Source organism: Kribbella pittospori (assembly GCF_004331465.1).
In the GTDB taxonomy this organism is placed as follows: Bacteria; Actinomycetota; Actinomycetes; order Propionibacteriales; family Kribbellaceae; genus Kribbella; species Kribbella pittospori.
The window spans coordinates 341,868-363,882 of the sequence record NZ_SJKB01000006.1; the positions used below are offsets into that span (position 1 = coordinate 341,868).

Sequence of the window (22,015 nt, forward strand, 5' to 3'; positions counted from 1 at the left end):
TCTCAGCCGCTGTGGGTGCGTGCGCAACTGCGGACACACGTCGCGGTGACAGTAGTGACGGAGCGCACTAGGTTGCTGACATGGTGCGCAAACTGTCCCTCCTGGTCGCCGCCGGCCTCGTCGCGACGACCCTGACCACCACGACCGCGTCGGCCACGCCTGCGCACCACCCCAAGCCGGTGGTGAAGTGCGAGTTCACGCCGACGCCGGAGAATCCGGCGGCGAAACCGGTACGGATCCCGTCGCCCACCGCGAAGGCGAAGGGCACGGTCGACGTGTACTTCGTGACGAACTACGGACCGTTCGTCGTACGGATGGACCGGGCCAACGCGCCGTGCGGGGTGCACAACTTCGTGCACCTGGTGAAGAGCCGCTTCTACGACTTCACCCAGTGCTTCCGACTGACCAACTCGGCCCGGCTCGGAGTCCTGCAGTGCGGCGACATCTACCGGCAGGAAGAGGGTGGCCCGGGGTACAAGTTCCCCGACGAGGTCACCGGCAACGAGACCTACCCGCGCGGCACCGTTGCCTACGGCAACCAGGGTCCCGGGACGAACGGCAGTGAGTTCTTCGTGGTCCACTCGTTCGCCAACATCGACCCGAACTACACCGTCCTCGGCCACGTGATCGCCGGCATGTCCACCTTCGACCGCATGGTCGCCGCCGGCATCGCCGACCCCGACCAGGACGGCCCGCCGGTCAAGCCCATCCGCATCTACAAGGTCTGGTCCTTCTAGGGGTACGTCGGCTGGAGGTTGCTGGCGGGGGGTACGTCGGCTGGAGCTGGCTGGCGGGTTGTTTGCTGGATGGCGGTTTGTAAGCCGTCAGGGGTGACATAACCGGCCGGCCAGGTGAGGCGTTGGGGTGCTGCGATGGGGAGGGTAATTCGGGTGGTCTGCGGGCTACCTTGAGCTCGTGGGCACTCGCGGACGACCGAGGCATCCCGACGTACTGACGCCGGCCGAATGGCATGTAGTACACGCGGTCCGGCACGGCATGTCGAACCGAGAGATCGCCCGGCGCCGCGGGGTGAGCCTCGACGCGGTGAAGTTCCACGTCGCGAACGCCCTGCTGAAGCTCGGCCTGGAACGCCGGGCCGAGCTTCGCACCTGGCGCGGCGTGCCCGCCGACAGCGCTCTGCACGGACAAGGAGGCTCGGACATGGTTCTGCAGTTGGGCACGATCGGACAGATCGCACGACCGGTCAGCAACATCCAGACCGCGGTCGACTTCTACGGCGGGACGCTGGGGCTGCCACATCTCTACACCTTCGGAGACCTGGCGTTCTTCGACTGCGGCGGGACGAGGTTGTTCCTCAGCGCGAACGACGGTCCGGTGGGTGAGCCGTCGGTGCTGTACTTCCGCGTCGGCAACATCCAGTCCGCGTACGACGAGTTGCGGGCGCGCGGTGTGGAGTTCGAGAACGCGCCGCACTTGATCCATAAGCACGACAACGGTGTGGAGGAATGGATGGCGTTCTTCCCTGACCCTGATGGGCATCTGCTGGCGATCATGGCGCAGGTTGGTGGGTGAAGTCCCCCACGCGTCCGCTACGCGCGGGTGCGTGGGACTCCCCCAACCACAGTCGTCCCAGGCAACCACGCCCCCACAACACCACGGTCTAGTCACCAAGCCGGGCGACGAAGGAGTCCGGCGCACTCAAGGCCGGGCGGCCGAGAGCGCCCGCGACGGCAGGAGCGCGCGTAGCGGACGCGTGGGAAACTACTCAGCCGGTTGCCAAATATCAGTCCGAGTCATCCCAGCAGCACGACCTTTGGCCGACACCACAAGCGCCATTTTCCGCGACGCTTCATCGATCATCTCGTCGCCGAGCATGACGGCCCCGCGCGCCCCGCCGGCCGCAGATGTGTAGTGGTCGTAGGCGTCGAGGATGTTCTCGGCGTGGTCGTAGTCCTCCTGCCGCGGCGAATACACCTCATTGGCCGCAGCGATCTGATCCGGATGCAACACCCACTTCCCATCGAAGCCGAGCGCCGCGGACCGACCGGCGACGCGGCGGAAGCCGTCTACATCCTTGATTTGAAGGTACGGACCGTCGATCGCCTGCTTCCCGTGGGCCCGCGCGGCCATCAGGATCTGCATGAGGATGTAGTGGTACGCGTCGCCGACGTCGTACCCGGGCGGCTGCTCACCCACGACCAGCGACTTCATGTTGATCGACGCCATGAAGTCGGCCGGGCCGAAGATGATCGTCTCGACGCGGGGTGATGCGGTGGCGATCGCGTTCACGTTGGTGAGGCCGAGGGCGTTCTCGATCTGCGCCTCGATGCCGATCCGGCCGGGCTCGTAGCCGTGCACCTTCTCGAGTTGGGTGAGCAGCAGGTCGAGCGCGACGACCTGCTCGGCGGTCTGCACCTTCGGCAGCATGATGCAGTCCAGGTTCGCGCCGGCGCCGGCGACGACCTCGATGACGTCGGCGTACGTCCATTCGGTGGTCCAGTCGTTCACCCGGACGACGCGGATCTTGGTGCCCCAGCCGCCTTCGTTCAGTGCGGCGACGATGTTCTTGCGGGCGTCCACCTTGGCGATCGGCGCGACCGAGTCCTCCAGGTCGAGGAACACCTGGTCGGCGTCCAGGCCCTTCGCCTTGGCCAGGAACCGCGGGTTCGACCCCGGCGTGGCCAGGCAGGACCGCCTGCTGCGCAAGGTAGTTGTCTGATCAGCCATCGCCGTCGTCCTCCAACTCGGGTTACCCGCCGGTCACGGGCAGCGTACGGCGAACCCGCGGCGAGGTCCGGTGATCGGGCTCACTTCCCCGCCCAGTGTGTCCGGTTTCACCGCCGCCCGAAGGACGGCTCGGTGTGACAACCTGGGTGCGTGACCATCGAGGACGCTGCCGCCGAGATCGCCGGCGTCATGAAGAAGGCCGGCCTGGTCTGGCTGTCCTGGAACGGCGGACGCCCCGCACCGGCCTGGTTCGCCACAGTCGACGGCCAGTACGTCGTACTCGCGGATGCAGCCGAGAGCGCAGAGCAGCCGCTGCCCGGACTGGCCACGGCCGGCTCGGCGGACGTCGTCGTGCCGGCCAAGCCCGCTACCAATCGTCTGGCGAGCTGGAAGGCGACAGTACGACGACTGGAGCCGGGTAGCGACGAGTGGACAACAGCAGCCCAGGTACTGCGCACCGAGCGGCTCAACGCTGCCGGACTGGACACACAACTCGAGCGCTGGAAGACCGAAGCGGACCTGCTCGTGCTCGAGCCCACCGGTGAAATCACCGAGGCCGCTGGGCGGTATGACGCCACTCCGCGGGCCGAAGCGCCGGTCGGTACCAAGGCGACCACCCGAGGCAAGCCACCCGTCACCCTGCACCGCCCCATCCGCCGCCGCCCGCGCCTGAGCTGAGACTCCTCTCTGGCGGGTTAGCCTTCGAGCATGAACGAGCGGAGCGAGTTCATCAAAAAGCACAGCGCGCTCATCCGCTCATCCACGCCCGCAGCGGAGCGAGGACGCGGATGAGCGGATCACCGTCGCGCGTGTATGTGGCTCGGCTGGCCGGTCTCCCTGTGTACGACCCGAACGGGGACCAGGTCGGCAAGGTCCGCGACGTCGTGGCGATGATGCGGCAGGGCACGCAGCCGCCACGGGTGCTCGGTCTGGTCGTGGAGGTGTTCACCCGGCGGCGCATCTTCCTGCCGATGACCCGGGTGACGAACGTCGACGTCGGACACGTCACCACCACCGGACTGGTGAACATGCGCCGGTTCGAGCAGCGCCCGACCGAGGTGCTGGTACTCGGCGAGATGCTGGACCGCACTGTCACCGTTCTCGAGACCGGCGCGACCGCAGTGGTGTTCGACATGGCCATGGAGCAGTGGCGGACGCGGGACTGGGTGCTGTCGAAGGTGGCGGTGCGCGAGGGCGGCAAGCGGTTCCGGCGGCGCGGGCAGTCGCATGTGTTCGACTGGGCCGATGTGAGCGGCTTCGCCCAGGTCGAGGAGGGGCAGGGCGCAACCCACATTCTGGCTGCGTTCGAGTCGATGAAGGCCGCGGACCTGGCCGCCGTACTGCATGATCTGTCGCCCAAGCGGCGTAAGGAGATCGCGGCCGCGCTGGAAGACGAGCGGCTGGCCGACGTACTGGAGGAGCTGCCCGAGGACGACCAGGTGGAGATTCTGGCCGCCCTGGACACCGAGCGCGCGGCGGACGTGCTCGAGGAGATGTCACCGGACGATGCGGCTGACCTGATTGCCGAACTGCCCACCGAGACCGCCGAGGCCCTGCTCACCTTGATGGAGCCGGACGAGGCCGAGGATGTACGTCGTCTGCTCACCTACGAGGAGCGCACGGCCGGTGGACTGATGACGTCCGAGCCGGTGATCCTGCCGGCGGACGCGACCGTCGCAGACGCGCTGGCCCACGTCCGCAACGCCGATCTGAGTCCCGCACTGGCCGCCATGATCTACGTCTGCCGGCCGCCGCTGGAGACTCCGACCGGGCGGTTCATCGGCATCGGCCACATCCAGCGGCTGCTCCGCGAACCACCCTCCGAGCTGGTGTCCGCCGTACTGGACACCGATCTGGACGGACTGCGGCCGGACGACAGCCTGACCACGGTCAGCAAGTACCTGGCGACCTACAACCTGGTCGCGGCGCCGGTGCTCAACGACGAAGGACGGCTGCTCGGTGCGGTCACGGTCGACGACGTACTCGACCATCTACTCCCCGACGACTGGCGTGAATCCGATCAGCCCGGCGACAACGACTCGCAGGAGGTGGACCACGATGCCTCGTGACGACCGCAGCACCGACGACCGCCGCCTGCGCGGTACGGCGCGGCTCGACGTACCGCGGGACTGGCGGCGGACGTTCGTACCGCGGCCGTCGTACGACGCCGACGCGTTCGGGCGGCTGTCGGAACGGATCGCCCGCTTCCTCGGGACCGGGCAGTTCCTGGTCTACATGACCGCGACGATCCTGTTCTGGGTCGCCTGGAACATCTTCGCGCCGGAGAGCCTGCGGTTCGACCAGTACCCGTTCATCTTCCTGACGCTGGCGCTCAGCCTGCAGGCGTCGTACGCCGCTCCGCTCATCCTGCTGGCGCAGAACCGGCAGGAGGCACGCGACCGGGTGCAGTACGAACGCGACCGCGACGTCGACGCCCGGACCCGTGCGGACATGGAGTTCCTGGCCCGCGAGATGGCCTCGCTGCGGATGGCCGTCGGCGAGGTCGCGACCCGCGACTTCCTCCGCTCCGAGCTGCGCGCGCTGCTCGCCGATCTGGACCTCAAGAGCCGCGAAGACGATCGCGTTTGACCTCTTTGGAGCCGAGATACTCTCGCTATCAGGTGAGGAAGGACGTGGAATGAAGACTCGATTCGCGCCTGATCGCGGCCTCAGCCGCCGGATGGTGATGACCAGTTTCCTGCTCGGTCTGCTGTACGTCGCGTTCGTCGCGCTGCTGATCGCGCTGACCGGGAGCGCCGTACTGGCCGTCGTGATCGCGGCCGGGGCGTTGTTCGTGCAGTACTGGTTCTCGGACCGGATCGCGTTGTACGCGATGCGCGGGCGGATCGTCAACCCGAAGGAGGCGCCGCAATTGCACGGCGCGATCGACCGGCTGTGCGCCCTGGCCGACATGCCGAAGCCGCGGGTCGCCGTCGCCGACGTCGACCTGCCGAACGCCTTCGCCACCGGGCGCAACCCGAAGAACGCGGTCGTCTGCGTGACCACCGGGATGATGCGCCGGCTGGACGCGGACGAGCTCGAGGGCGTCCTGTCGCACGAGCTGTCCCACGTCGCCCACCGCGACGTCGCGGTGATGACCATCGCGTCGTTCCTCGGCGTACTCGCCGGCCTCATCACCCGCTTCGGCCTGTACGGCGGACTGAGCCGGAACCGCGACCAGAACGCGGCGGTGATCGTGCTGACCGTGATCCTGGTATCCGTCGTCGTCTACGCCATCTCGTTCCTGCTGACGCGGGCGCTGTCGCGCTACCGCGAGCTCGCGGCCGACCGGGCCGGCGCCATGCTGACCGGCAGACCATCGGCGCTGGCCTCGGCGCTGACCAAGATCAGTGGGGACATCGCCCGGATACCGTCGCGCGACCTGCGCCAGGCGGAGGCGTTCAACGCGTTCTTCTTCGCCCCGGCGATCTCGGGCCAGGGCAAGAGCCTGTCCTCGCTGCTCTCCACGCACCCGCCGCTGGAGACACGCCTCGACCGCCTCGGTGTGCTGTCGCGCGAGCTGGGCGAGCAAGCTTAGGTCATGGGCCTTCTCGACATCCTGCTCGGCCGGAGCAAAGCCGTCCCGCCGAACCTCGACCAGCTGTTCGCGCTTCCGTCGGCCGCGATCACGCTCGATACGGCAGCTGGTTACCGGCCGACCGGGAGTGGTTCGGTCTGCTTCAAGGCGGCCGAGGGCGGTGGCTTCTCGACGCTGCGCGAGGAGGTGGACAACCTGCTTGCGCTCGACAACGGGAAGTTCACCAGCCACACGGATTCGTACGGCTTCACCTGGCTGGTCCGGCAGACCACTCCGGACGACATTGAAGGCCTGGTCACCGATCTGCACGCGGTGAACACGTCGCTGGTCGACGCCGGCTTCGGATCGGCGCTGCTGTGCACGCTGGTCGCCTTCACCAACGGCAGCAAGTCGCTAGGGCTGGTCTACCTCTACAAGCGCGGTTCCTGGTACCCGTTCGTCCCCGCCGGCCAGGACCGCCGCGACAACGCCACCGAACTCCAGATCAAGTCGGTCATCGGCACCGACCTCCGCTTCGAACAAGACCTCTCCCGCTGGTTCCCCATCTACGGCGCCCCGGGACTGTGAGGTAAGGGTTGCCTTGCCGGACCTACGTCACATGGACTGTGGTCGGGGTGGTTCGGGGGAGCACGTAGCCTGGGGGTATGGCTCCCACTGCTGATCAGGTGACCACGGCGCTCGGCGGTGTACTGGATCCGGAGATCAAAAAGCCGATCACGGACCTGGGCATGGTCGAGTCGGTCGTCGTCCGCGACGACGGTGTCGTCGCGGTCCGGATTCTGCTGACCGTCGCAGGCTGTCCGATGAAGGACACCCTGCGCCGCGACACGACCGCCGCGGTCAGCAAACTCGACGGCGTCACCGGGGTCGAGATCGACCTGGGCGTGATGTCGGCCGAGCAGCGGGCTGCTCTGCAGACCCAGCTGCGCGGTGGCGTGGCCGAGAAGGAGATCCCGTTCTCCCGGCCGGACTCGCTGACCAAGGTGTTCGCGATCGCGTCCGGCAAGGGCGGCGTGGGCAAGTCCTCGGTGACGGTCAACCTCGCGGCCGCGATGGCGCGACAGGGGCTGCAGGTCGGCGTACTCGACGCGGACATCTACGGGCACTCGGTGCCGGCGATGTTCGGTGTCGCGGACGAGCGGCCGACCGCCGTGGACGACATGATCATGCCGGTGCCCGCGCACGGCGTGAAGGTGATCTCGATCGGCATGCTGAAGCCGAAGCGCGACCAGGTGGTCGCCTGGCGCGGCCCGATCCTGGACCGCGCGCTGGTGCAGATGCTGGCCGACGTGTACTGGGGCGACCTCGACGTACTCCTGCTCGACCTGCCGCCCGGCACCGGTGACATCGCGATCTCGGTCGGCCAGCGGCTGACCAGCGCCGAGGTCATCGTGGTGACGACCCCGCAGGAGGCCGCCGCCGAGGTGGCCGAGCGGGCCGGCACGATGGCGCAGATGGTGCACCAGCGCGTCGCCGGCGTGGTCGAGAACATGTCCTTCCTGCCCTGCCCGCACTGCGGCCCCGAGCACCGGATCGAGATCTTCGGCACCGGCGGCGGTACGCGGGTCGCGGAGACCCTGTCCGCACGCCTCGGCTACAAGATCCCGCTCCTCGGCGAGATCCCGCTGGACGAGCGTCTGCGCAGCGGCGGCGACCTGGGCAAGCCCCTGGCCATCACCGACCCGGAAACTCCCGCAGCGCAGGTCCTGACGCAGATCGCGGCCACCCTGGGCGGCCGCCCCCGAGGCCTGGCCGGCCGCCAGCTCGGCCTCTCCCCCGCGGGCCGCTGACGGTCGCGCAGGACCCGTCCGCGTTGTTGACTAGGCCGGGTGCCGATTCCTTCTGAACATCCGGTCCTGACCGACGGCGTGGTGATCCTCCGCGGACCGCGACCGGACGACGTCCGCGGTCAGGCCGACCGTCAGCGCGAGGATCCTGCCCGTGGCTTCGACGAGGAGGACGCGCGGCGGTGGATCAGTTTCGGGATGACTGACGCGTGGGCCGCCGGCGAGCGCCTCGTGTTCGTTGTCGAACACCAGGGCCGGTACGCCGGTACCGCCGCACTGAAGCCTGATTCGGACGGCAACGCGCGACTGCACTACGGATTGTCGGAGTGGGCGCGTGGCTCCGGGGTGGCGAGTCGCGCCGTACGCCTGTTGCTGGAGTTCGGGTTCAGCACCTGTGAGTTCCGCGTGGTCCACTGGTGGGCGCGGGTCGGCAACTGGCCGTCGCGCCGGGTCGCGTGGGCGACCGGGTTCCGGCTGGGCGAAGCCATCCCCGGCCTGGTCAGGCAGAACGGCCGTCCGATCGACGCCTGGACCGGCTGGATCGGCAGAGACGATCCCCGCTCGCCGCGCCGGCCGTGGTTCGACCATCCGGTGCTGGAGACGCCACGGCTGCGCCTGCGGACGTGGCGCGACGACGAGATCGCCCGTATCACCGCGGCCCGGACGAACGCGGCCACAGCACACTTCCTGCCCTTCATCCCCCAGCCCTTCACCGCGGACGATGCCCGGCTCTGGCTCCGGAGCCTGGCCGAACAAGCCGCCGCGGGCATCCGCTACAACTGGTGCATCGCCGACGCCGGCACCGACGTCGGCCTGGGCAATCTCACCCTGTTCAACATCTACCGTGACGCGGTCGGAGACGGTGAGATCGGGTACTGGACCCATCGCGACGCCCAGGGCCGCGGGGTTATGACAGAGGCCATCGAGCGGATGGCGCGCTGGTACTTCGCCACTGAGGAGGAGGGCGGGCTGGGTGGCCGCAAGCTCGTGATCCGAACTGCGGCCAGCAACCAGGCCGCTCGCAGAGTGGCAGAGAAGTCAGGCTTCCACCTGGCCGGGACCGAACGCGACGCGTTCCCGCTGGCCACCGGTTTGGACGGGCGGGTCACCTACGACCGGCTGGCTGCGGACCCTTCGCCACACTGAAGGTCAGGTCGACTCGGGGTCGAAGGGTGCCTTCTGGCCGGCCGGCAGGCGGTCTGGCGTGGAGTCCATGAAGTCCGGAGTGCTGGTCGGCTTCTCGTCGTCGAAGTCGTCGGAGCCTTCGAGCAGGTGCTTGCGGACGAAGTTCTTGGGGTTCAGATCCTGCAGCTCGAGGTCGGCGAACTCCGGGCCGAGCTCGTTGCGCAGATCGTTCTGGGCGTTGCTGACCATCTGGCGGACCTGACGCAGCAACCGGCCCGCGGTGCGGGCGAACTCCGGCAGCCGATCCGGACCGAAGACGAGCACGGCGACGATCGCAATCACCACCAGCTCGAGTGGCCCGATGCCGAACATGTCCCCACCTCTCTGTACGTCGTTTCCGACGGCGTCCAGGGTAGCCGCCGTCCGGTGATACCGCCTGCCGGGTCAGCCGATCTGGCCGGCCAACGCGACGGTCGCCTGCCGCTCCCGCCCGCTGCGCTCGTACGCCAGCTTCACGCTCTCACCGGGCTGGTGGGTGCGAATCGCGACAATCAGTGCTTCGGCGGTGTCCACGACCTGGTTGTTGATCGAGGTGATCACGTCACCGACCCGTAAGCCGGCTCGCGCGGCCGGCGACCCCGGATTGACCATGCTCACCCGTGCGCCACCCTCGAACTGCATGTCCACCTGCGCACCGATCACCGGGTACGACGCCTGGCCGTTGGCGATCAACTGCTGCGCGGTTCGCCGGGCCTGATCGATCGGGATCGCGAACCCGAGCCCGATGTTGCCGCTCTGACCCTCCTGCGAGCCGCGGACGGTGGCGATCGCGGAGTTCACGCCGATCACCTTCGCGTTCATGTCGACCAGCGGCCCACCCGAGTTGCCCGGGTTGATCGCCGCGTCGGTCTGCAGCGCGTTGATGTACGACTCCGGGTCGGCGGCCTCGCCAGAGGTGGTCACCGGGCGGTTCTTGGCCGAGATGATGCCTGAGGTAACCGTGCCGGCCAGCCCGAGCGGCGAGCCGATCGCGACCACGTCCTGGCCGACGATGGCCAGATCCGAGCGGCCGAACTGCACCGACGGCGCCTTCAGGCCGGCCACCTGGACGATGGCGAGGTCGTACGCCGGGGAGCGGCCGACCAGCCGTGCGGTCGCAGGTTTCCCGCCCTCGGCGACGACTTGGATCGAGCCGCCCTTGGCCGCGGCGGCGACGACGTGGTTGTTGGTCAGGATGTGGCCGACGTTGTCGATCACGAAGCCGGAGCCGGTCGCGTTCGAGTCGTCCGCGCCCTCGACCCGCAACTGCACAACACTCGGCAGCAGCGTCGAGGCGACGGCGGAAACCGAGCCGGCGCGGATCTTCGGGTCCGCACCCGTGCCGACCGGCGGGGTTGGCTGCTCGGCGACCGGAGAGGTGTTGCCATCCAGAGAGACGACGGTCACCGCGGCGCCGGCACCGGCGATCACGCCGATGACCAGGGCGACGGCCGCGGCGATCGCGACGACGCGGTTGGTCTTGGGCGGCGGCGCCGGCGTGTACGCACGGGCCTGCTGCTGGTGCCAGTCGATCGGCGGCGGCGGCGTGTACGTCGGCTGGTACCCCGGACGCTGGGTCGGCCAGGCCTGCCCTTGGTACACCGGACGGAAGTTGGGCTCCTCGGAGGCGGGCCGCCCGAAGCTGCGTTGTGTCACCGAACGACCACCGTTCTGCCGGTACGACGCATCGCTCCCGGGAGGCGGCAACGGCATGCTGCCCGACCCGGTCGCCGGCGGCACCAGCGCCGACAACGGCGGACCATCGGCGGTCGGCTCTGCCGCAGCAGGCGCCCCCGTCGGGATGATCCGGGTGGGTTCCGGCGCCGCTGGATCGCGGGGAGTCGGAACTGTCGGTTCGGCGTCGTCGCTGGTCACGGTGGCCGCCTCACGTGTCGTGGTCGTCGGTCGGAGGCCCTCTCCCGGAGTTGCCGGAAGAGCCTTCCAGATTCGATTATCCCAGTTTCGGCGAAAGCGCACCCATCGGAGTGAGCCAGGTAGCAATTTTCGCCAGCCCGGCACCCATCCGCTGGATCGCGGTCAGCTTCACCGGGACGTCGTGCGGGAACGCCCGGACCACCTGGCCGAGCATGTCCGGCGGCAGGTCGCCGATCAGCGTGTAGACGATCCCGCCGGACGACCAGACGACGTACGACGGCATCCCGTAGCGCTGGTAGACGCCGGGGGTGTCAGTGGTACCGAAGCCGGCCACAGCTGCCGGGTCGAGTGCACCGCGTTGCTCGAAGAGCGAGAGGTTGAAGAGCCCGTCGGAGTACGAGAATTGCAGTGACCCGTTGCTGATGTCCTGGTGGACGTCGTACAGCTTGAGCGAGGCGGGCAGCTCGGGCGCGCAGACCCAGCCCTCGGAGCGCAGGTTGTCCACCGTGCCGAGGCCCATCGACTCGACTCCGCTGGGCGCCATCGGCGGCAGGTGCCCGAGGAACTCCGAGTCCTCGATCTCCAACTCGGTGAACACCGTCGCCCGGACCATCGTCTTGCCGTCCACGCTGAACAGTTGGCGCTGCAGCAGCAGTCCGGTCGCCTTGTCGATCCAGAACCGCGCGGCGAGCGTCTCGTCGTCACGCAGCGCCTCGACCAGGACGGCGGCCCGGCCGATCGTGTCCGTGCAGCACTTGTAGACGAGCGCGTACGTCGCCTGCAGCAAGGCCAGCGGTCCACCGTCGACCGCACCGGCATTCGTGGTGCGTTGGACGAAGGCCTTGGCGCCAGGAGACGCCTCGGAGCCGACCACAGTGATCTCGGAGCCCTGCGAGGCCGCGTGCACGATGTCGAGCATCGCGGAGCTGGCGCCCTGCGGTCCCCAGGAGGTGATGATCTGCGTGCCGTGGAACGAGACCCGGTTCGGCGCCGCGGCGGCACGGGCGAGCCAGCTGACGGCCGTCGGTGAGTCCTCACGGGACGCGACAGTCACCGCAGCAGCGGGCATGGGCAGGCCGAAGCCGATCAGTGCGGTGCTGACCAGTACGGCGAGCCGGGAGAGGCTCACAGGTCAGCGTCCTGCCAGGGCCACCGGCTGCAGCGTCGGGCTCAGCCCCGCGTACCCAGCCCCGTTGTAGGAGTTCAGCAGCGCGACCGGGTCCGCGAACGGCGCTCCGCTCGTCGTGCTGGCGTGGTCGGACGAGAAGCTCGCGACCGGCGGCTGCAGCGCGGGCGGCTGCTCCGACCGGGCCGGGTCTCCGACGACGAACGCCGTACCGAGTAGTGAAGCCACTGCGGCGGCAGAGCTTGCAGCAGTCAGTACGCCGGTACGCCGCCGGGAGCGCGTGGTCCGTGGCGCCGGGCCGGTGGAGCCTCCGCGACCGGCCGGAAACGCGGACCGCTGCGGGAACAGCGACACCGCCGGTGTGAGGACCGGGCGGACCTCCTCACGCGGCTCCATCGAGAACGACGAGACGCCCATCAGTCGCTGCATCAGATCGGTGGACGGCTCCGGCAGTTCCTGGGCCGCCATCCGGGCCTTGAGCCGGCGCTGGGCGTCCACCTCGGCACGGCAGGTGTCACAGCCGACCAGGTGGCTCAGCACCTTGTCGCGGGAGTCGTGGTCGAGTTCACCGTCGACGACGGCACTCAGCTTGTCCATCGGGTGCTGCAGCGTCACCGGTGCTCACCTCCGGTGCTGAACGGTCCGTCTGCGGGCGGACCACCGATCCGGGACTGACCGGAACGCGGGGCGCGGTGCTCCAAGTGCTTCCGCAGCATCGAACGGCCGCGGTGGATCCGGCTGCGGACCGTCCCGAGCTTCACATCCAGGACGTCGGCGATCTCGTCGTACGTCATGCCCTCGATGTCGCACAGCACCACGGCGGCGCGGAAGTCCTCCGGCAGCGCGTCCAGTGCGTCCTGCACGTCGTGGTCGAACAGGTCCGAGTCGAGCTTCTCGGCCGGGCCCTCGCCCTTGGCCGGGAGCCGGTCGTGCGCGTCCTCCGGCAGGCCGTCGAAGCGGATCCGCTGCTTGCGGCGGGCGCCGTCCAGGAACAGGTTCGTGGTGATCCGGTACAGCCAGCCCTCGAAGGTGCCCGGCGTGTACGACGACAGCGAGCGGAACACCCGGACGAAGACCTCCTGGGTCAGGTCCTCGGCGTCGTGCTTGTTGCCGGTCAGCCGGTACGCGAGCCGGTAGACCCGGGCCGAATGCGCGCGGACGATCTCGTCCCACGACGGCAGGACGTCCGGAACCGCCTCCGGGACAGGCACCACCGAGGTGTCAGCCGGCTTCACCGCAACGCCTCCCAGGGTCGGTTCGGCAATAAGCGTGAAGGCCATGGTGCCGCGTTCACCGTCCTCTGCGCACGTGGGGAAGACCCGGGTCGGACCCTGAGTTGCTCGTACGACGGCTCAACGCGGTGCCCCGGCCGGAAGTTCCCGGCCGTTGCCCTCACCACAGAAGACGTATCAGCGGCCATTTCGGTTGAATCAGTTCTCCTCGATCACAGCGATCGGGTCCCCGTCGCGGACGACTTCGCCCTCGGCGACCTTCAGCTCGACGATGGTCCCGGCCACCTCGGCCAGCACCGGGATCTCCATCTTCATCGACTCCAGGATGACGAGGGTGTCCTCCGGCCCCACCGTGTCCCCGGCCCGGGCGGTGACTTTCAGCACATTGGCCACCAGCTCCGCCACCACGGTATGACTCAACTCGCACTCCTCCGGTCCGGATCCCTGCCTCGATCCTAGTGCGCAGGCTTCTGGGCTTCCTCGGCTCCGGCCTTGCGGGCCCGGTACGACGCGACGCGGGTGCGGCTGGAGCAGGTCGGGGAGCAGAACCGGCGCGGTCGGCGCTCGGCGGGGTTCACGAAGACGCGCTCACAGTCCGGGGCCGCACACGAGTCGATCGCGGCAAAGCCATGCCCGGCCGCGAAGCCGGCCAACCCCAGAGCCGTCGAAGCGGCGAGCCACTCGGCCCACGTCGCCTCCGGCTTGGCCACATGCAGGTGCCACGGCGACCCGTCATGGTCGGACAGATACGGGCGTACGGCGTACTCCGCGAGCAGCTCGTTGAGGACTCGGGCCGCTTCGGCCGGGTCGGCGTGGAACACCGGCCGGATCCGCTCGCGGACAGTCCGGACCGCCTGAAGATCGCCGCCATCGAGCGTGATCGGGTCCGACTCGCCGTGCTCGAGCAGGAAGCCGCGGACATCGTCGGGCTCATTGAGCTGCTCCGGGTCGCGGGTGCGCGTGTTGACCAGATCGACCGCGAGCCGGATCAGCCGGTCCGGCGTCTGAATCTCCACCACTTCTCCTTCCCGTAACGTATTTGCTAGCGTAACGCGTAACTACAGATATAGCGTTACAGGAGGTCGGCGTGCCCAGCTACTACCTCGCCGCGACCCTCGCCCGGCTCGCTGACGAGATGGTCGCCTTCACGCTGGTGCTGCTCGTGCTGGAGCGCACGGACAGTCCTGCGCTCGCAGGTCTCACCGGGGCTGCGTACGCCTTGCCGGCCGTTGTCACCGGCCCGCTGCTCGGTGCCTGGCTCGACCGAACGCCGTACCGTCGCTCCGCGCTGGCGCTCAACCAGGCCGTGCTCGGTGTGGTCATGCTGAGCCTGCTCGGGGTGGTCGGCCACAGCGCGCATTGGCTCACGCCGGTGCTGGCGGCTGTCGCCGGGGCGACTCTGCCGATGGTGAGTGGTGGGTTCACGAGCATGCTGCCGAGCCTTGTCCCGCAGGATCGGTTGGCTCGCGCCAACTCGTTGGAGGCAGCGAGCTTCGGAGCGGCCACGATCGCCGGCCCGGCGACCGCAGCGACCATCTCGGCGATGTTCTCCGTGGAGACCGCCGTACTGGTCATCGCGCTGGCTGCGACGCTGAGCATCGTCGCGATCACGCGGCTGCCCGCACTCCCCCGCGCAGTGACCGATGGCGAACCGTTCATGGCTTCGGTCATTGGCGGATTGGCGCATCTGGCACGCACACCGCGGCTGCGGGCGTCCACAGTCACCACCACGTTGCTTCTCGGGGCGATGGGCATCCTGCTGATCACACTGCCGCTGCACATGGAGTCGCTGGGCATGCCGACGTCCGCTGCAGGCTATCTGTGGACTGCGCTGGAGGTCGGCAGCGTCACCACGGCTCTGCTACTCGGACGACTTCAGACCCGCTGGCGTCCGGAGTACGTCGTGATGGTGTCCGTTGCGGCGTACGGGCTGGCCATGCTGACGTGGCCGCTGGTTGGGTCCTTCGCCGTACTCCTGCTGCTGGCGGCTGTCGCCGGCCTGCTGCAGGGGCCGACCATGCCGGCCATGTTCGCGGCGCGGCAGCAGTACAGCCCGGAGTCGCTGCAGGGCCGGGTCAGCACGACCGCAGCCAGCCTGCGCGTGGGCACTGCCGCGCTCGGACAGGCTGCGGGTGGCCTGCTGGTACCGATCATCGGCACGCACAAGGCCCTGCTTGTTGTAGCCATCGGACTGGTCGCCGCCGCGGTGCTCGGTCGCGTGGCAGGCGTCCAGACCAGGGAGTCTGTGCTCAGTCGAGGATGACGGAACGGGTCAGGCTGCGCGGCTGGTCCGGGTTGAGGCCCAGAGCCAGTGCCTTGGCGACCGCGACGCGCTGCGCCACAACCAGCGACGCCATCGGGTCCAGGTCCGCGTGGTGTACGACGGTCGCACCGGTGGCGGTGACGTCGTCGAGCAGACCGGCCGGCGAGTCACCGAAGATCCAGACGCCGCGCCCCGGCTGCGCGATCGCGATCGGACCGTGCCGGTAGTCCATCGCGGGGTACGCCTCGGTCCACGCGGACGCGGCCTCACGCTGCTTCAACGCCGCCTCGTGTGCTAGCCCGACGGTCCACCGCGTGCCGACGTACGTGAGCTGCTCCAGCTTGGCCAGCTCGTCCACGTTGACGGTCAGCGCCGTCTCTGCGTCCGCCGCCGCCTGCTCGAGGTCCTGGCCCAGCGACGCCCGCAGCAGCGCCAGTGTGGTGGTCGCGAAGCGGGTCTGGACAACGGACTGCTCGTCGGCGAAGTCCAGCATGATGGTGTGATCGGCCAGCTCGACGATCGGCGAGTCCGGAGTGGCGGTGATCGCGATCGTGGGGAGGTCCGTCGCCCGGATCAGGTCGAGCACCTCGGTCGTCGTACCGGACCGGCTGATCACGACCACGGCGTCGTACGTCCGGCCGGCCGGGAACTCCGATCCGGCGAACGCGTCGGTCTCGCCCTGGCCGAGGTCCTCGCGCAGGGCGGCGTACGCCATGGCCATGAACCAGGACGTCCCGCAGCCGACCGCGGCGACCCGCTGACCGGCCTTCGGCAACGCGCCGCCGTACTGCGCGAAACCGGTCGAAACCTGACGCCAGAGGTCAGGTTGAGTGGCGATCTCAGTGCTCACAAATGGCGTCTGGGTCATGTCGTCTCCGCACTTGTCATGGTCGAAACTGCTCGAACGTGATCGAATGGTGCCAACCAGCCGCCACCCGGCTGACCGATTGTGTGAAGGAGGAGCCCCGGGTGAAGCGTTATGAACGCCTCAACACCTTGCTCGAGTCGCTCGCCGAGAAGGGCGCCATCGACGTCGACGAGCTCGCCGAGCAGTTGCACGTCTCGGCAGCCACGATCCGGCGCGATTTGGACCACCTCGGCAAGCAGCAGCTCCTCACCCGGACCCGCGGTGGCGCGGTGGCCAACGCGGTGTCGTACGACCTCCCGCTGCGCTACAAGACTGCGCGTTTCGCGTCCGAGAAGCAGCGGATCGCGCAAGCCGCGGCCACTTTGGTCCGCCGCGGCATGGTGATCGGGATGAACGGCGGCACCACGATCTCCGAGGTCGCCCGCACGCTGGCGACCCGGCCGGAGCTGTCCGCCGAGCACGGCGAGCCCGCGTTCACCCTCGTCACCAACGCGCTGAACATCGCCAACGAGCTGATCGTCCGGCCGCACGTGAAGATGGTGCTGACCGGTGGCGTGGCCCGGCCGCAGTCGTACGAGATGATCGGGCCGCTGTCGCACCGGATCCTGGCCGACCTGTCCCTGGACATCGCCTTCATCGGCGTCGACGGGATCGACGAGACCGGCGCCACCGCCCACCACGAGGGCGAGGCGAACATCAACCAGCTGATCGTCAGCCGGGCCGCCAAGGTCGTCGTGGTCGCCGACTCCTCCAAGCTCGGTCAGCGCGCGTTCGCGCGGATCTGCGAGCTGAGCGAGATCGACACCCTCGTCACCGACGCCCAGGCCGACGAGAGCCAGCTGGCCGTGTTCAAGGAAGCCGGCATCGACGTCATCCGCTCGTAGGACCTGCATCGCGCCGTACCTCCCTCCTGGGTGGCTGATGTCTGCTGGGGACGATCATATCTGACTCAAGTGGCAAAGTTATGAGCAAGAGTGCGCAGCCCCAGCGCGGGAGACACCGAATGCGGCCCTCGTGCCGCTAGGCTTCTGACTCAGCATGAGTAGCGCAGCGGCAGAACCTTGGGAGGGCATCATCGCCACCGGCATCGACCCGACGTCCTGGGCATACGCCGAGGACTACACCGGTGAGGACGAAGTCGTCACCGGTGCGCGGGCGAGTGCCCAGGACAGCGGCATCGCCGCGATCGGTCCCGGGGCCGCGGCCGCGCTCAGCATGCTCGCGGCCGGCGTGAGCGCCAAGGCGGTGGTCGAGATCGGCACCGGCACCGGCGTCTCCGGGCTGGCACTGCTGCGCGGGATGCGCGCGGACGGCACGCTCACCACGGTCGACATCGACGCCGAGAACCAGCGGCTCGCGCGCAAGACGTTCCTGGATGCCGGCGTCCCTTCGAACCGGTTCCGCCTGATCGCGGGCTCCGGGCTCGACGTCGTCACCCGGCTCACCGACGGGCACTACGACCTGGTCTTCTGCGATGCGGACCGGCGCGAGAACACGGCGTACCTGCACGAGGCACTGCGCCTGCTCCGCCCCGGCGGCCTGGTCGTCTTCGCCGGCATCCTCACCGGCGGCCGAGTCGCCGACCCCGCTCACCGCGACCCCGACACCAACGCCCTCCGCGACCTGATCCGAGCAGTCCGCGACGACGACGACCTCGTCTCAGCCCTCCTCCCCACCTCCGAAGGCCTCCTCACCGCCGCCAAGCGCCTGAGCTGAGGTCAGGCGCGGCCGTCTCCGGGCGGAGTGGTGGCGGATGGCGGGCGGGCCTGGCGACGCCGGAGGATGTAGCCGGCGATCACGATCACGACGAGGGTTCCGATCACGGCGCCGATCAGACCGCCCCAGTCGAAGATGTCGGTGTCGCCGATGCCCAACCCCAGCGTGAAAATCACGTAGCCGACCACCGCACCAGCGAGCCCCAGACCGAGCGACACCGCCCAGGACACCGGTCCGCTCATCCCACGGAACGCATCTCGCGGCATCAGCACCCTGGCGATCACGCCGCAAACAAACCCGAGCAGCAATGCTCCGACCATGACAACCTCCCCCTTCTCACACCCACTGTGGCCCCCAGTCGCCACCGGCGAAAGGGCTCTCGCCGAGCACGCGACGTGGGTATGTTGGACGTCATCGAAGCCGTCCGTACACAGGAAAACCGGCGCGAGGTCTGAGTCAGCCGGGGTTGTGCCAGGGGCGGGGGTCGTCTCTGAGGAGGGCGTAGATGAGCACGTCTACGTTATGGCCGTTGTTGAAGAAGGCGCCTCGGGCGGTGCCTTCGAGCTGGAAGCCGCATTTCTCGGCGATGCGGCGGCTGGGGGTGTTGCCGGGGACGATGACGAGGGAGAGGCGGTTCACCTTCTTCGCCCCGAAGAGGTACTCGACCAGAAGACGGACGGCCTCGGTGGTGTACCCGCGGCCGGCGTACTCCGAACTGTAGAGCTGGTACGAGAGCTCGTAGGCGTCCCAGTAGTTGACGGACTTGAAGAACTCGATGTGGCCGACCATGACGTCGTCGGAGTTCCAGATCAGCAGGGTGCCCTCTTCCCGCTCCCAGAAGCCGGTGTCGGCGTACTGGCGCCGCAGTACCGGCTCCGACCGGACGCCGAGCGGGAAGAACTCGCCGCGGTTCGACAGATCGGTGTGGGCGGTGATGAACGCATCGAGATCGCGCTCTCGCACCGGACGCAGGACTACCTCTTCACCGATGAGCATGAGCTAGCCGGTGAGGCGGGTTAGTTCTGTGGTGAGTTCGTGCCAGTGGGGGCTTTCGGGGTCTATCAGGTCGTAGTGGTCGGCGCCTTCGACGCGGTTGAGGCGGGCGGTGGGGTGGGCGGTGAAGTAGGACTCGGTGATGGTGAGTGGGACGCGGGTGTCGGCCGCGCCGTGAATGATGCTGATCGGGGCGATCGCGGCGGGCAGGTGCACCGGGTCGAGGTCGTTGCGTACGCCGTCGCCGATGAAGTCCTGTACGGCGCCCTTGTCCAGGCCGAGCCGGTCGGCCATCACGAGATCGGCGACCGGGGCCAGCGCGACCACACCGCGGAGCCGGACCGGGTTCAGCGTCGAGGCTGCCCACAGCGCGAGCTGTCCACCCGCCGAGTGCCCGACCAGCACGTAGCCGGCATGGACGTCGACCAGGTCCGGCAGCGACTCGATCGCCGTACGGACGTCCGACGTACTCGCATCGGGGTCACCGGGCTCACGGCGGTACTCCAGGGACAGCACCGGCCAGCCGAGGTCGGACAGCGCCTCGCCGAGCGGGCGGGCGTGTTTGCGGTCGTACTCCGGCCGCCAGAAGCCACCGTGCACGAACACGACCAGCGGCCGGTACTCCTTGGCATGCCAGTAGTCGATCACCTGGTCCGCGTGGTCGCCGTACCGGAGCTCCTCGTCGGGCTCACGGGCCGCGCGGGTCAGAACCGATCGGTCTTCACTCATCAGACCTCCCGAGGCTGCTCTGACCTCCCGAGAAAGTGCAGAGCGTTCGTGGACAGCAGCTTGTGCCGCTGGTCCGCGGACAGGAAACCGGCTTTCCGTACCACCTCCCCGACCGGCCGCTCGCCCAGTGGATACGGATAGTCACTGCCGACCAGTACCCGATCTTCCCCCAAGGTATCGACAAGTAGCCGCAAAGGCGCTGATTCGAACACCACCGTGTCGACCACGAACCGATCCAGGTAGTGAGAGGGTGGGTGCTCGGAGCAACCACGCACGATGTCGCCGCGCCGGTGCCAGGCGTTCTCCAGCCGCCCCAGCCAGAACGCGAAACTCCCACCGCCGTGGGCGAAACAGATCCGCAGCGACGGCGGCAACGCGTCGAAGCCGCCGCCGAGGACGAGAGCCAGCAGCGACAGATGCGTCTCCGCCGGCATCCCGGTCAGCCAGCGGGCCATCCAGCGATCCAGCCGTGGACCGCCCGGCATGTCCCACGGATGCACCAGCACCGGCATCCCCGTCTCCGCACAGTGCTTGAGGAAGGCAACGATCCCGGCGTCGTCGAGGTCCTTGTCGCCGACATGGTTGCCGATCTCGACACCGGCGTGACCGGCTGCCCGGCACCGGTCGACCTCGGCGCAAGCGGCGTCCGGATCCTGCAACGGCACCTGGCAGAACGGAACGAATCGGCTGTCCCCGGCGAGCGTCTCCAGCGTCAGGTCGTTGAAGATCCGGGCCAGCCTGACCGCCTGCTCGGCAGGCCGGTCGTACCCGAAGAACACCGGCGTCGGCGACACCACCTGCAGATCGATGCCGTCGGCATCCATATCGGTACGGCGTACGGCGGGATCCCACGCCTGCGGGCCGATCGGGCGGAACTCCGTCGAGCCGACCATGATCATCGCCGCCCGCTCGGAGTCGATCCGCAGCCAGGGCCAGCCGTCGCCGCCGCACGCTACCGAGAGATCCGGCCAGCCCTTCGGCACCAGATGCGTGTGGACATCAACAGTCATCAGGCCTTACCCGGGTGCAGCGTGCCGCAGTCCGGGCAGGTGCGCGCGTCCTCGCTGTCGTAGAAGGCCTTGAACACCGGTGGCAGGTCGGCCACGATGTCGGTCACCTGGAGCTCGACCTCGTGCACGATCGCGTTGCAGTTGGCGCAGTACCAGCGGAACTTCTCCAACGTGCCCGGCTCCCGGACCCGCTCGATCACGAGTCCGATCGAGTCCGGCCCGCGCTGCGGCGAATGCGGCATGTTCCGCGGCAGCACCCACATCTCTCCCGCGTTCACCGCAACAGTCGCGGGCCCGTCGTCGGTGACGACGTTGACCCGGAGCTCGCCCTTGATCTGGTAGAAGAACTCCTCGTACGGGTCGACGTGGAAGTCGGTGCGCTGGTTCGGCCCGCCGACCACCATCGTGATGAAGTCGTCCCCGGTCGGGAACATCTGCTTGTTGCCGACCGGCGGCTTCAGCAGGTGCTTGTTCTCCTCGATCCACTGCGGGAAGTTCGTCGACTCCAGATTCGCCATGCCCTACTCCTTTGCACCTTGCGGGATCGCCGCTACGGCCTGGATCTCGATCAGCAGCTGGGGATGCGGCAGCTGATGGACTGCGACGGTCGTCCGGGCCGGCCCGGACTCGTCGAAGAATTCGCCATACACCTCGTTGTAGCCCCCGAAGTCGTTCATCGACACCAGGTACGTCGTCACGCTGACCAGGTCGTCGAGTCCGGCGCCCACCGCCACCAGGATGTCCCGGATGTTCTCCAGCACCGCCCGGGTCTGCACCTTGATGTCCAGTGACACCGTGCCGAGTTCGTCGACCGAGGCACCCGCGATGGTGTTGTCCGGCAACCGGCTGGAAGTCCCCGACACGAACGCGAACCCACCGCTCAACTTCACGTGCGGGAACCGTCCCCGCGGCACTGCCTTCCCCGCCACCACCGTCGCGTCGGCCATGTCAGCATCCTTGCCCACCACCCACCATCCGCCAAGTACCTGCCGCACCGGCGTCGCGTGGCCAGTCACCCCGCCCTCC

Annotated in this window: 27 protein-coding genes; 12 read left to right on the forward strand and 15 right to left on the reverse strand. The window is 68.5% G+C overall.

Annotated features, from left to right (window positions below; genetic code table 11):
* Positions 1-80: 80 nt before the first annotated feature.
* Positions 81-737 (forward strand): peptidylprolyl isomerase, encoded by a 657-nt coding sequence (locus E0H73_RS21075; protein ID WP_131359049.1) that lies wholly within the window; start codon positions 81-83, stop codon positions 735-737.
* A gap of 178 nt (positions 738-915) precedes the next feature.
* Positions 916-1,533, forward strand: coding sequence for a VOC family protein (locus E0H73_RS21080; protein WP_131359052.1), 618 nt, complete (start codon positions 916-918; stop codon positions 1,531-1,533).
* 189 nt (positions 1,534-1,722) lie between these two features.
* Here E0H73_RS21080 and E0H73_RS21085 read toward each other — a convergent pair whose 3' ends face one another.
* Positions 1,723-2,688, reverse strand: coding sequence for an HpcH/HpaI aldolase/citrate lyase family protein (locus E0H73_RS21085; RefSeq protein WP_131359055.1), 966 nt, complete (start codon positions 2,686-2,688; stop codon positions 1,723-1,725).
* 150 nt (positions 2,689-2,838) lie between these two features.
* Here E0H73_RS21085 and E0H73_RS21090 point away from each other — a divergent pair, with 150 nt between their 5' ends.
* The 7 genes from E0H73_RS21090 to E0H73_RS21120 all read left to right on the forward strand — a co-directional run bounded on the left by E0H73_RS21090 (position 2,839) and on the right by E0H73_RS21120 (position 9,159).
* Positions 2,839-3,366, forward strand: a complete 528-nt coding sequence (locus E0H73_RS21090; RefSeq protein WP_131359058.1) for a hypothetical protein — start codon at positions 2,839-2,841, stop codon at positions 3,364-3,366.
* A gap of 110 nt (positions 3,367-3,476) precedes the next feature.
* On the forward strand, positions 3,477-4,757 hold the full coding sequence (locus tag E0H73_RS21095; protein ID WP_131359061.1) for a magnesium transporter MgtE N-terminal domain-containing protein: 1,281 nt from the start codon (positions 3,477-3,479) through the stop codon (positions 4,755-4,757).
* Complete coding sequence (locus E0H73_RS21100) at positions 4,747-5,277, forward strand: DUF1003 domain-containing protein (protein WP_131359065.1); 531 nt, start codon at positions 4,747-4,749, stop codon at positions 5,275-5,277. The genes E0H73_RS21095 and E0H73_RS21100 overlap by 11 nt, the downstream gene beginning before the upstream one ends.
* Before the next feature lie 49 nt (positions 5,278-5,326).
* Positions 5,327-6,226 carry a zinc metalloprotease HtpX gene (gene htpX, locus E0H73_RS21105; protein ID WP_131359067.1) on the forward strand — a complete coding sequence of 300 codons (900 nt, stop codon included), beginning with the start codon at positions 5,327-5,329 and terminating at the stop codon, positions 6,224-6,226.
* 3 nt (positions 6,227-6,229) lie between these two features.
* Positions 6,230-6,793: a PspA-associated protein PspAB gene (pspAB, locus tag E0H73_RS21110; RefSeq protein ID WP_131359069.1), complete on the forward strand. Its 564-nt coding sequence runs from the start codon at positions 6,230-6,232 to the stop codon at positions 6,791-6,793.
* 77 nt (positions 6,794-6,870) lie between these two features.
* The gene (locus tag E0H73_RS21115) at positions 6,871-8,016 is read left to right on the forward strand and encodes an Mrp/NBP35 family ATP-binding protein (RefSeq protein WP_131359072.1); all 1,146 of its coding nucleotides are present in this window, start codon (positions 6,871-6,873) and stop codon (positions 8,014-8,016) included.
* 39 nt (positions 8,017-8,055) lie between these two features.
* Positions 8,056-9,159, forward strand: a complete 1,104-nt coding sequence (locus E0H73_RS21120; RefSeq protein WP_238164137.1) for a GNAT family N-acetyltransferase — start codon at positions 8,056-8,058, stop codon at positions 9,157-9,159.
* Positions 9,160-9,162: 3 nt separating this feature from the next.
* Here the strand turns inward: E0H73_RS21120 and E0H73_RS21125 are convergent, their stop codons facing one another.
* The 7 genes from E0H73_RS21125 to E0H73_RS21155 form a co-directional block, all read right to left on the reverse strand.
* Positions 9,163-9,510 carry a sec-independent translocase gene (locus tag E0H73_RS21125; RefSeq protein ID WP_131359075.1) on the reverse strand — a complete coding sequence of 116 codons (348 nt, stop codon included), beginning with the start codon at positions 9,508-9,510 and terminating at the stop codon, positions 9,163-9,165.
* Between the two features lie 72 nt (positions 9,511-9,582).
* Positions 9,583-11,052: a S1C family serine protease gene (locus tag E0H73_RS21130; protein ID WP_131359078.1), complete on the reverse strand. Its 1,470-nt coding sequence runs from the start codon at positions 11,050-11,052 to the stop codon at positions 9,583-9,585.
* Between the two features lie 76 nt (positions 11,053-11,128).
* Positions 11,129-12,181, reverse strand: coding sequence for a LolA-like protein (locus E0H73_RS21135; RefSeq protein ID WP_131359080.1), 1,053 nt, complete (start codon positions 12,179-12,181; stop codon positions 11,129-11,131).
* 3 nt (positions 12,182-12,184) lie between these two features.
* Positions 12,185-12,793: an anti-sigma factor family protein gene (locus tag E0H73_RS21140; protein WP_131359083.1), complete on the reverse strand. Its 609-nt coding sequence runs from the start codon at positions 12,791-12,793 to the stop codon at positions 12,185-12,187.
* Positions 12,790-13,458, reverse strand: coding sequence for an RNA polymerase sigma factor SigE (gene sigE, locus E0H73_RS21145; RefSeq protein WP_131359086.1), 669 nt, complete (start codon positions 13,456-13,458; stop codon positions 12,790-12,792). The genes E0H73_RS21140 and sigE overlap by 4 nt, the downstream gene beginning before the upstream one ends.
* A 150-nt stretch (positions 13,459-13,608) precedes the next feature.
* Positions 13,609-13,830, reverse strand: coding sequence for a biotin/lipoyl-binding carrier protein (locus E0H73_RS21150; protein ID WP_131359088.1), 222 nt, complete (start codon positions 13,828-13,830; stop codon positions 13,609-13,611).
* A gap of 35 nt (positions 13,831-13,865) precedes the next feature.
* A complete protein-coding gene (locus tag E0H73_RS21155; RefSeq protein WP_238164138.1) occupies positions 13,866-14,426 on the reverse strand; it encodes a CGNR zinc finger domain-containing protein in 561 nt (186 codons plus the stop codon).
* Between the two features lie 71 nt (positions 14,427-14,497).
* Between E0H73_RS21155 and E0H73_RS21160 the strand changes: the two genes are divergently transcribed.
* A complete protein-coding gene (locus tag E0H73_RS21160) occupies positions 14,498-15,673 on the forward strand; it encodes an MFS transporter (protein WP_131359094.1) in 1,176 nt (391 codons plus the stop codon).
* On the opposite strand, the gene E0H73_RS21165 is transcribed toward E0H73_RS21160, so the two are convergent.
* Positions 15,660-16,523, reverse strand: coding sequence for an SIS domain-containing protein (locus E0H73_RS21165; protein ID WP_238164139.1), 864 nt, complete (start codon positions 16,521-16,523; stop codon positions 15,660-15,662). The two genes, E0H73_RS21160 and E0H73_RS21165, sit on opposite strands and share 14 nt — an antisense overlap.
* Before the next feature lie 119 nt (positions 16,524-16,642).
* On the opposite strand from E0H73_RS21165, the gene E0H73_RS21170 reads away from it, so the two are divergent.
* A complete protein-coding gene (locus tag E0H73_RS21170; RefSeq protein ID WP_112244167.1) occupies positions 16,643-17,425 on the forward strand; it encodes a DeoR/GlpR family DNA-binding transcription regulator in 783 nt (260 codons plus the stop codon).
* 154 nt (positions 17,426-17,579) lie between these two features.
* A complete protein-coding gene (locus tag E0H73_RS21175; RefSeq protein ID WP_131359101.1) occupies positions 17,580-18,257 on the forward strand; it encodes an O-methyltransferase in 678 nt (225 codons plus the stop codon).
* Between the two features lie 2 nt (positions 18,258-18,259).
* Here the strand turns inward: E0H73_RS21175 and E0H73_RS21180 are convergent, their stop codons facing one another.
* The 6 genes from E0H73_RS21180 to E0H73_RS21205 form a co-directional block, all read right to left on the reverse strand.
* The gene (locus tag E0H73_RS21180; RefSeq protein WP_131359104.1) at positions 18,260-18,577 is read right to left on the reverse strand and encodes a GlsB/YeaQ/YmgE family stress response membrane protein; all 318 of its coding nucleotides are present in this window, start codon (positions 18,575-18,577) and stop codon (positions 18,260-18,262) included.
* A 136-nt stretch (positions 18,578-18,713) separates the two neighbouring features.
* Positions 18,714-19,253 carry a GNAT family N-acetyltransferase gene (locus E0H73_RS21185; protein WP_131359107.1) on the reverse strand — a complete coding sequence of 180 codons (540 nt, stop codon included), beginning with the start codon at positions 19,251-19,253 and terminating at the stop codon, positions 18,714-18,716.
* Positions 19,254-19,256: 3 nt separating this feature from the next.
* Complete coding sequence (locus E0H73_RS21190) at positions 19,257-19,979, reverse strand: alpha/beta hydrolase family protein (protein ID WP_131359110.1); 723 nt, start codon at positions 19,977-19,979, stop codon at positions 19,257-19,259.
* Positions 19,979-20,989: an amidohydrolase family protein gene (locus E0H73_RS21195; RefSeq protein ID WP_131359113.1), complete on the reverse strand. Its 1,011-nt coding sequence runs from the start codon at positions 20,987-20,989 to the stop codon at positions 19,979-19,981. The genes E0H73_RS21190 and E0H73_RS21195 overlap by 1 nt, the downstream gene beginning before the upstream one ends.
* The gene (locus E0H73_RS21200; RefSeq protein WP_131359116.1) at positions 20,989-21,507 is read right to left on the reverse strand and encodes a 3-hydroxyanthranilate 3,4-dioxygenase; all 519 of its coding nucleotides are present in this window, start codon (positions 21,505-21,507) and stop codon (positions 20,989-20,991) included. The genes E0H73_RS21195 and E0H73_RS21200 overlap by 1 nt, the downstream gene beginning before the upstream one ends.
* Positions 21,508-21,510: 3 nt before the next feature.
* The gene (locus tag E0H73_RS21205) at positions 21,511-21,936 is read right to left on the reverse strand and encodes a RidA family protein (RefSeq protein WP_131359119.1); all 426 of its coding nucleotides are present in this window, start codon (positions 21,934-21,936) and stop codon (positions 21,511-21,513) included.
* Positions 21,937-22,015: the final 79 nt, after the last annotated feature.

Bases quoted from the DNA above. Each gene is read 5' to 3' on its own strand.
- E0H73_RS21125 (WP_131359075.1), bottom strand. From the start codon at position 9,510: ATGTTCGGCATCGGGCCACTCGAGCTGGTGGTGATTGCGATCGTCGCC.
- E0H73_RS21190 (WP_131359110.1), bottom strand. From the start codon at position 19,979: ATGAGTGAAGACCGATCGGTTCTGACCCGCGCGGCCCGTGAGCCCGAC.
- htpX (WP_131359067.1), top strand. From the start codon at position 5,327: ATGAAGACTCGATTCGCGCCTGATCGCGGCCTCAGCCGCCGGATGGTG.
- E0H73_RS21075 (WP_131359049.1), top strand. From the start codon at position 81: ATGGTGCGCAAACTGTCCCTCCTGGTCGCCGCCGGCCTCGTCGCGACG.
- E0H73_RS21100 (WP_131359065.1), top strand. From the start codon at position 4,747: ATGCCTCGTGACGACCGCAGCACCGACGACCGCCGCCTGCGCGGTACG.
- pspAB (WP_131359069.1), top strand. From the start codon at position 6,230: ATGGGCCTTCTCGACATCCTGCTCGGCCGGAGCAAAGCCGTCCCGCCG.
- E0H73_RS21180 (WP_131359104.1), bottom strand. From the start codon at position 18,577: ATGGTCGGAGCATTGCTGCTCGGGTTTGTTTGCGGCGTGATCGCCAGG.
- E0H73_RS21195 (WP_131359113.1), bottom strand. From the start codon at position 20,989: ATGACTGTTGATGTCCACACGCATCTGGTGCCGAAGGGCTGGCCGGAT.
- E0H73_RS21085 (WP_131359055.1), bottom strand. From the start codon at position 2,688: ATGGCTGATCAGACAACTACCTTGCGCAGCAGGCGGTCCTGCCTGGCC.
- E0H73_RS21205 (WP_131359119.1), bottom strand. From the start codon at position 21,936: ATGGCCGACGCGACGGTGGTGGCGGGGAAGGCAGTGCCGCGGGGACGG.
- sigE (WP_131359086.1), bottom strand. From the start codon at position 13,458: ATGGCCTTCACGCTTATTGCCGAACCGACCCTGGGAGGCGTTGCGGTG.
- E0H73_RS21175 (WP_131359101.1), top strand. From the start codon at position 17,580: ATGAGTAGCGCAGCGGCAGAACCTTGGGAGGGCATCATCGCCACCGGC.
- E0H73_RS21115 (WP_131359072.1), top strand. From the start codon at position 6,871: ATGGCTCCCACTGCTGATCAGGTGACCACGGCGCTCGGCGGTGTACTG.
- E0H73_RS21200 (WP_131359116.1), bottom strand. From the start codon at position 21,507: ATGGCGAATCTGGAGTCGACGAACTTCCCGCAGTGGATCGAGGAGAAC.
- E0H73_RS21185 (WP_131359107.1), bottom strand. From the start codon at position 19,253: ATGCTCATCGGTGAAGAGGTAGTCCTGCGTCCGGTGCGAGAGCGCGAT.
- E0H73_RS21095 (WP_131359061.1), top strand. From the start codon at position 3,477: ATGAGCGGATCACCGTCGCGCGTGTATGTGGCTCGGCTGGCCGGTCTC.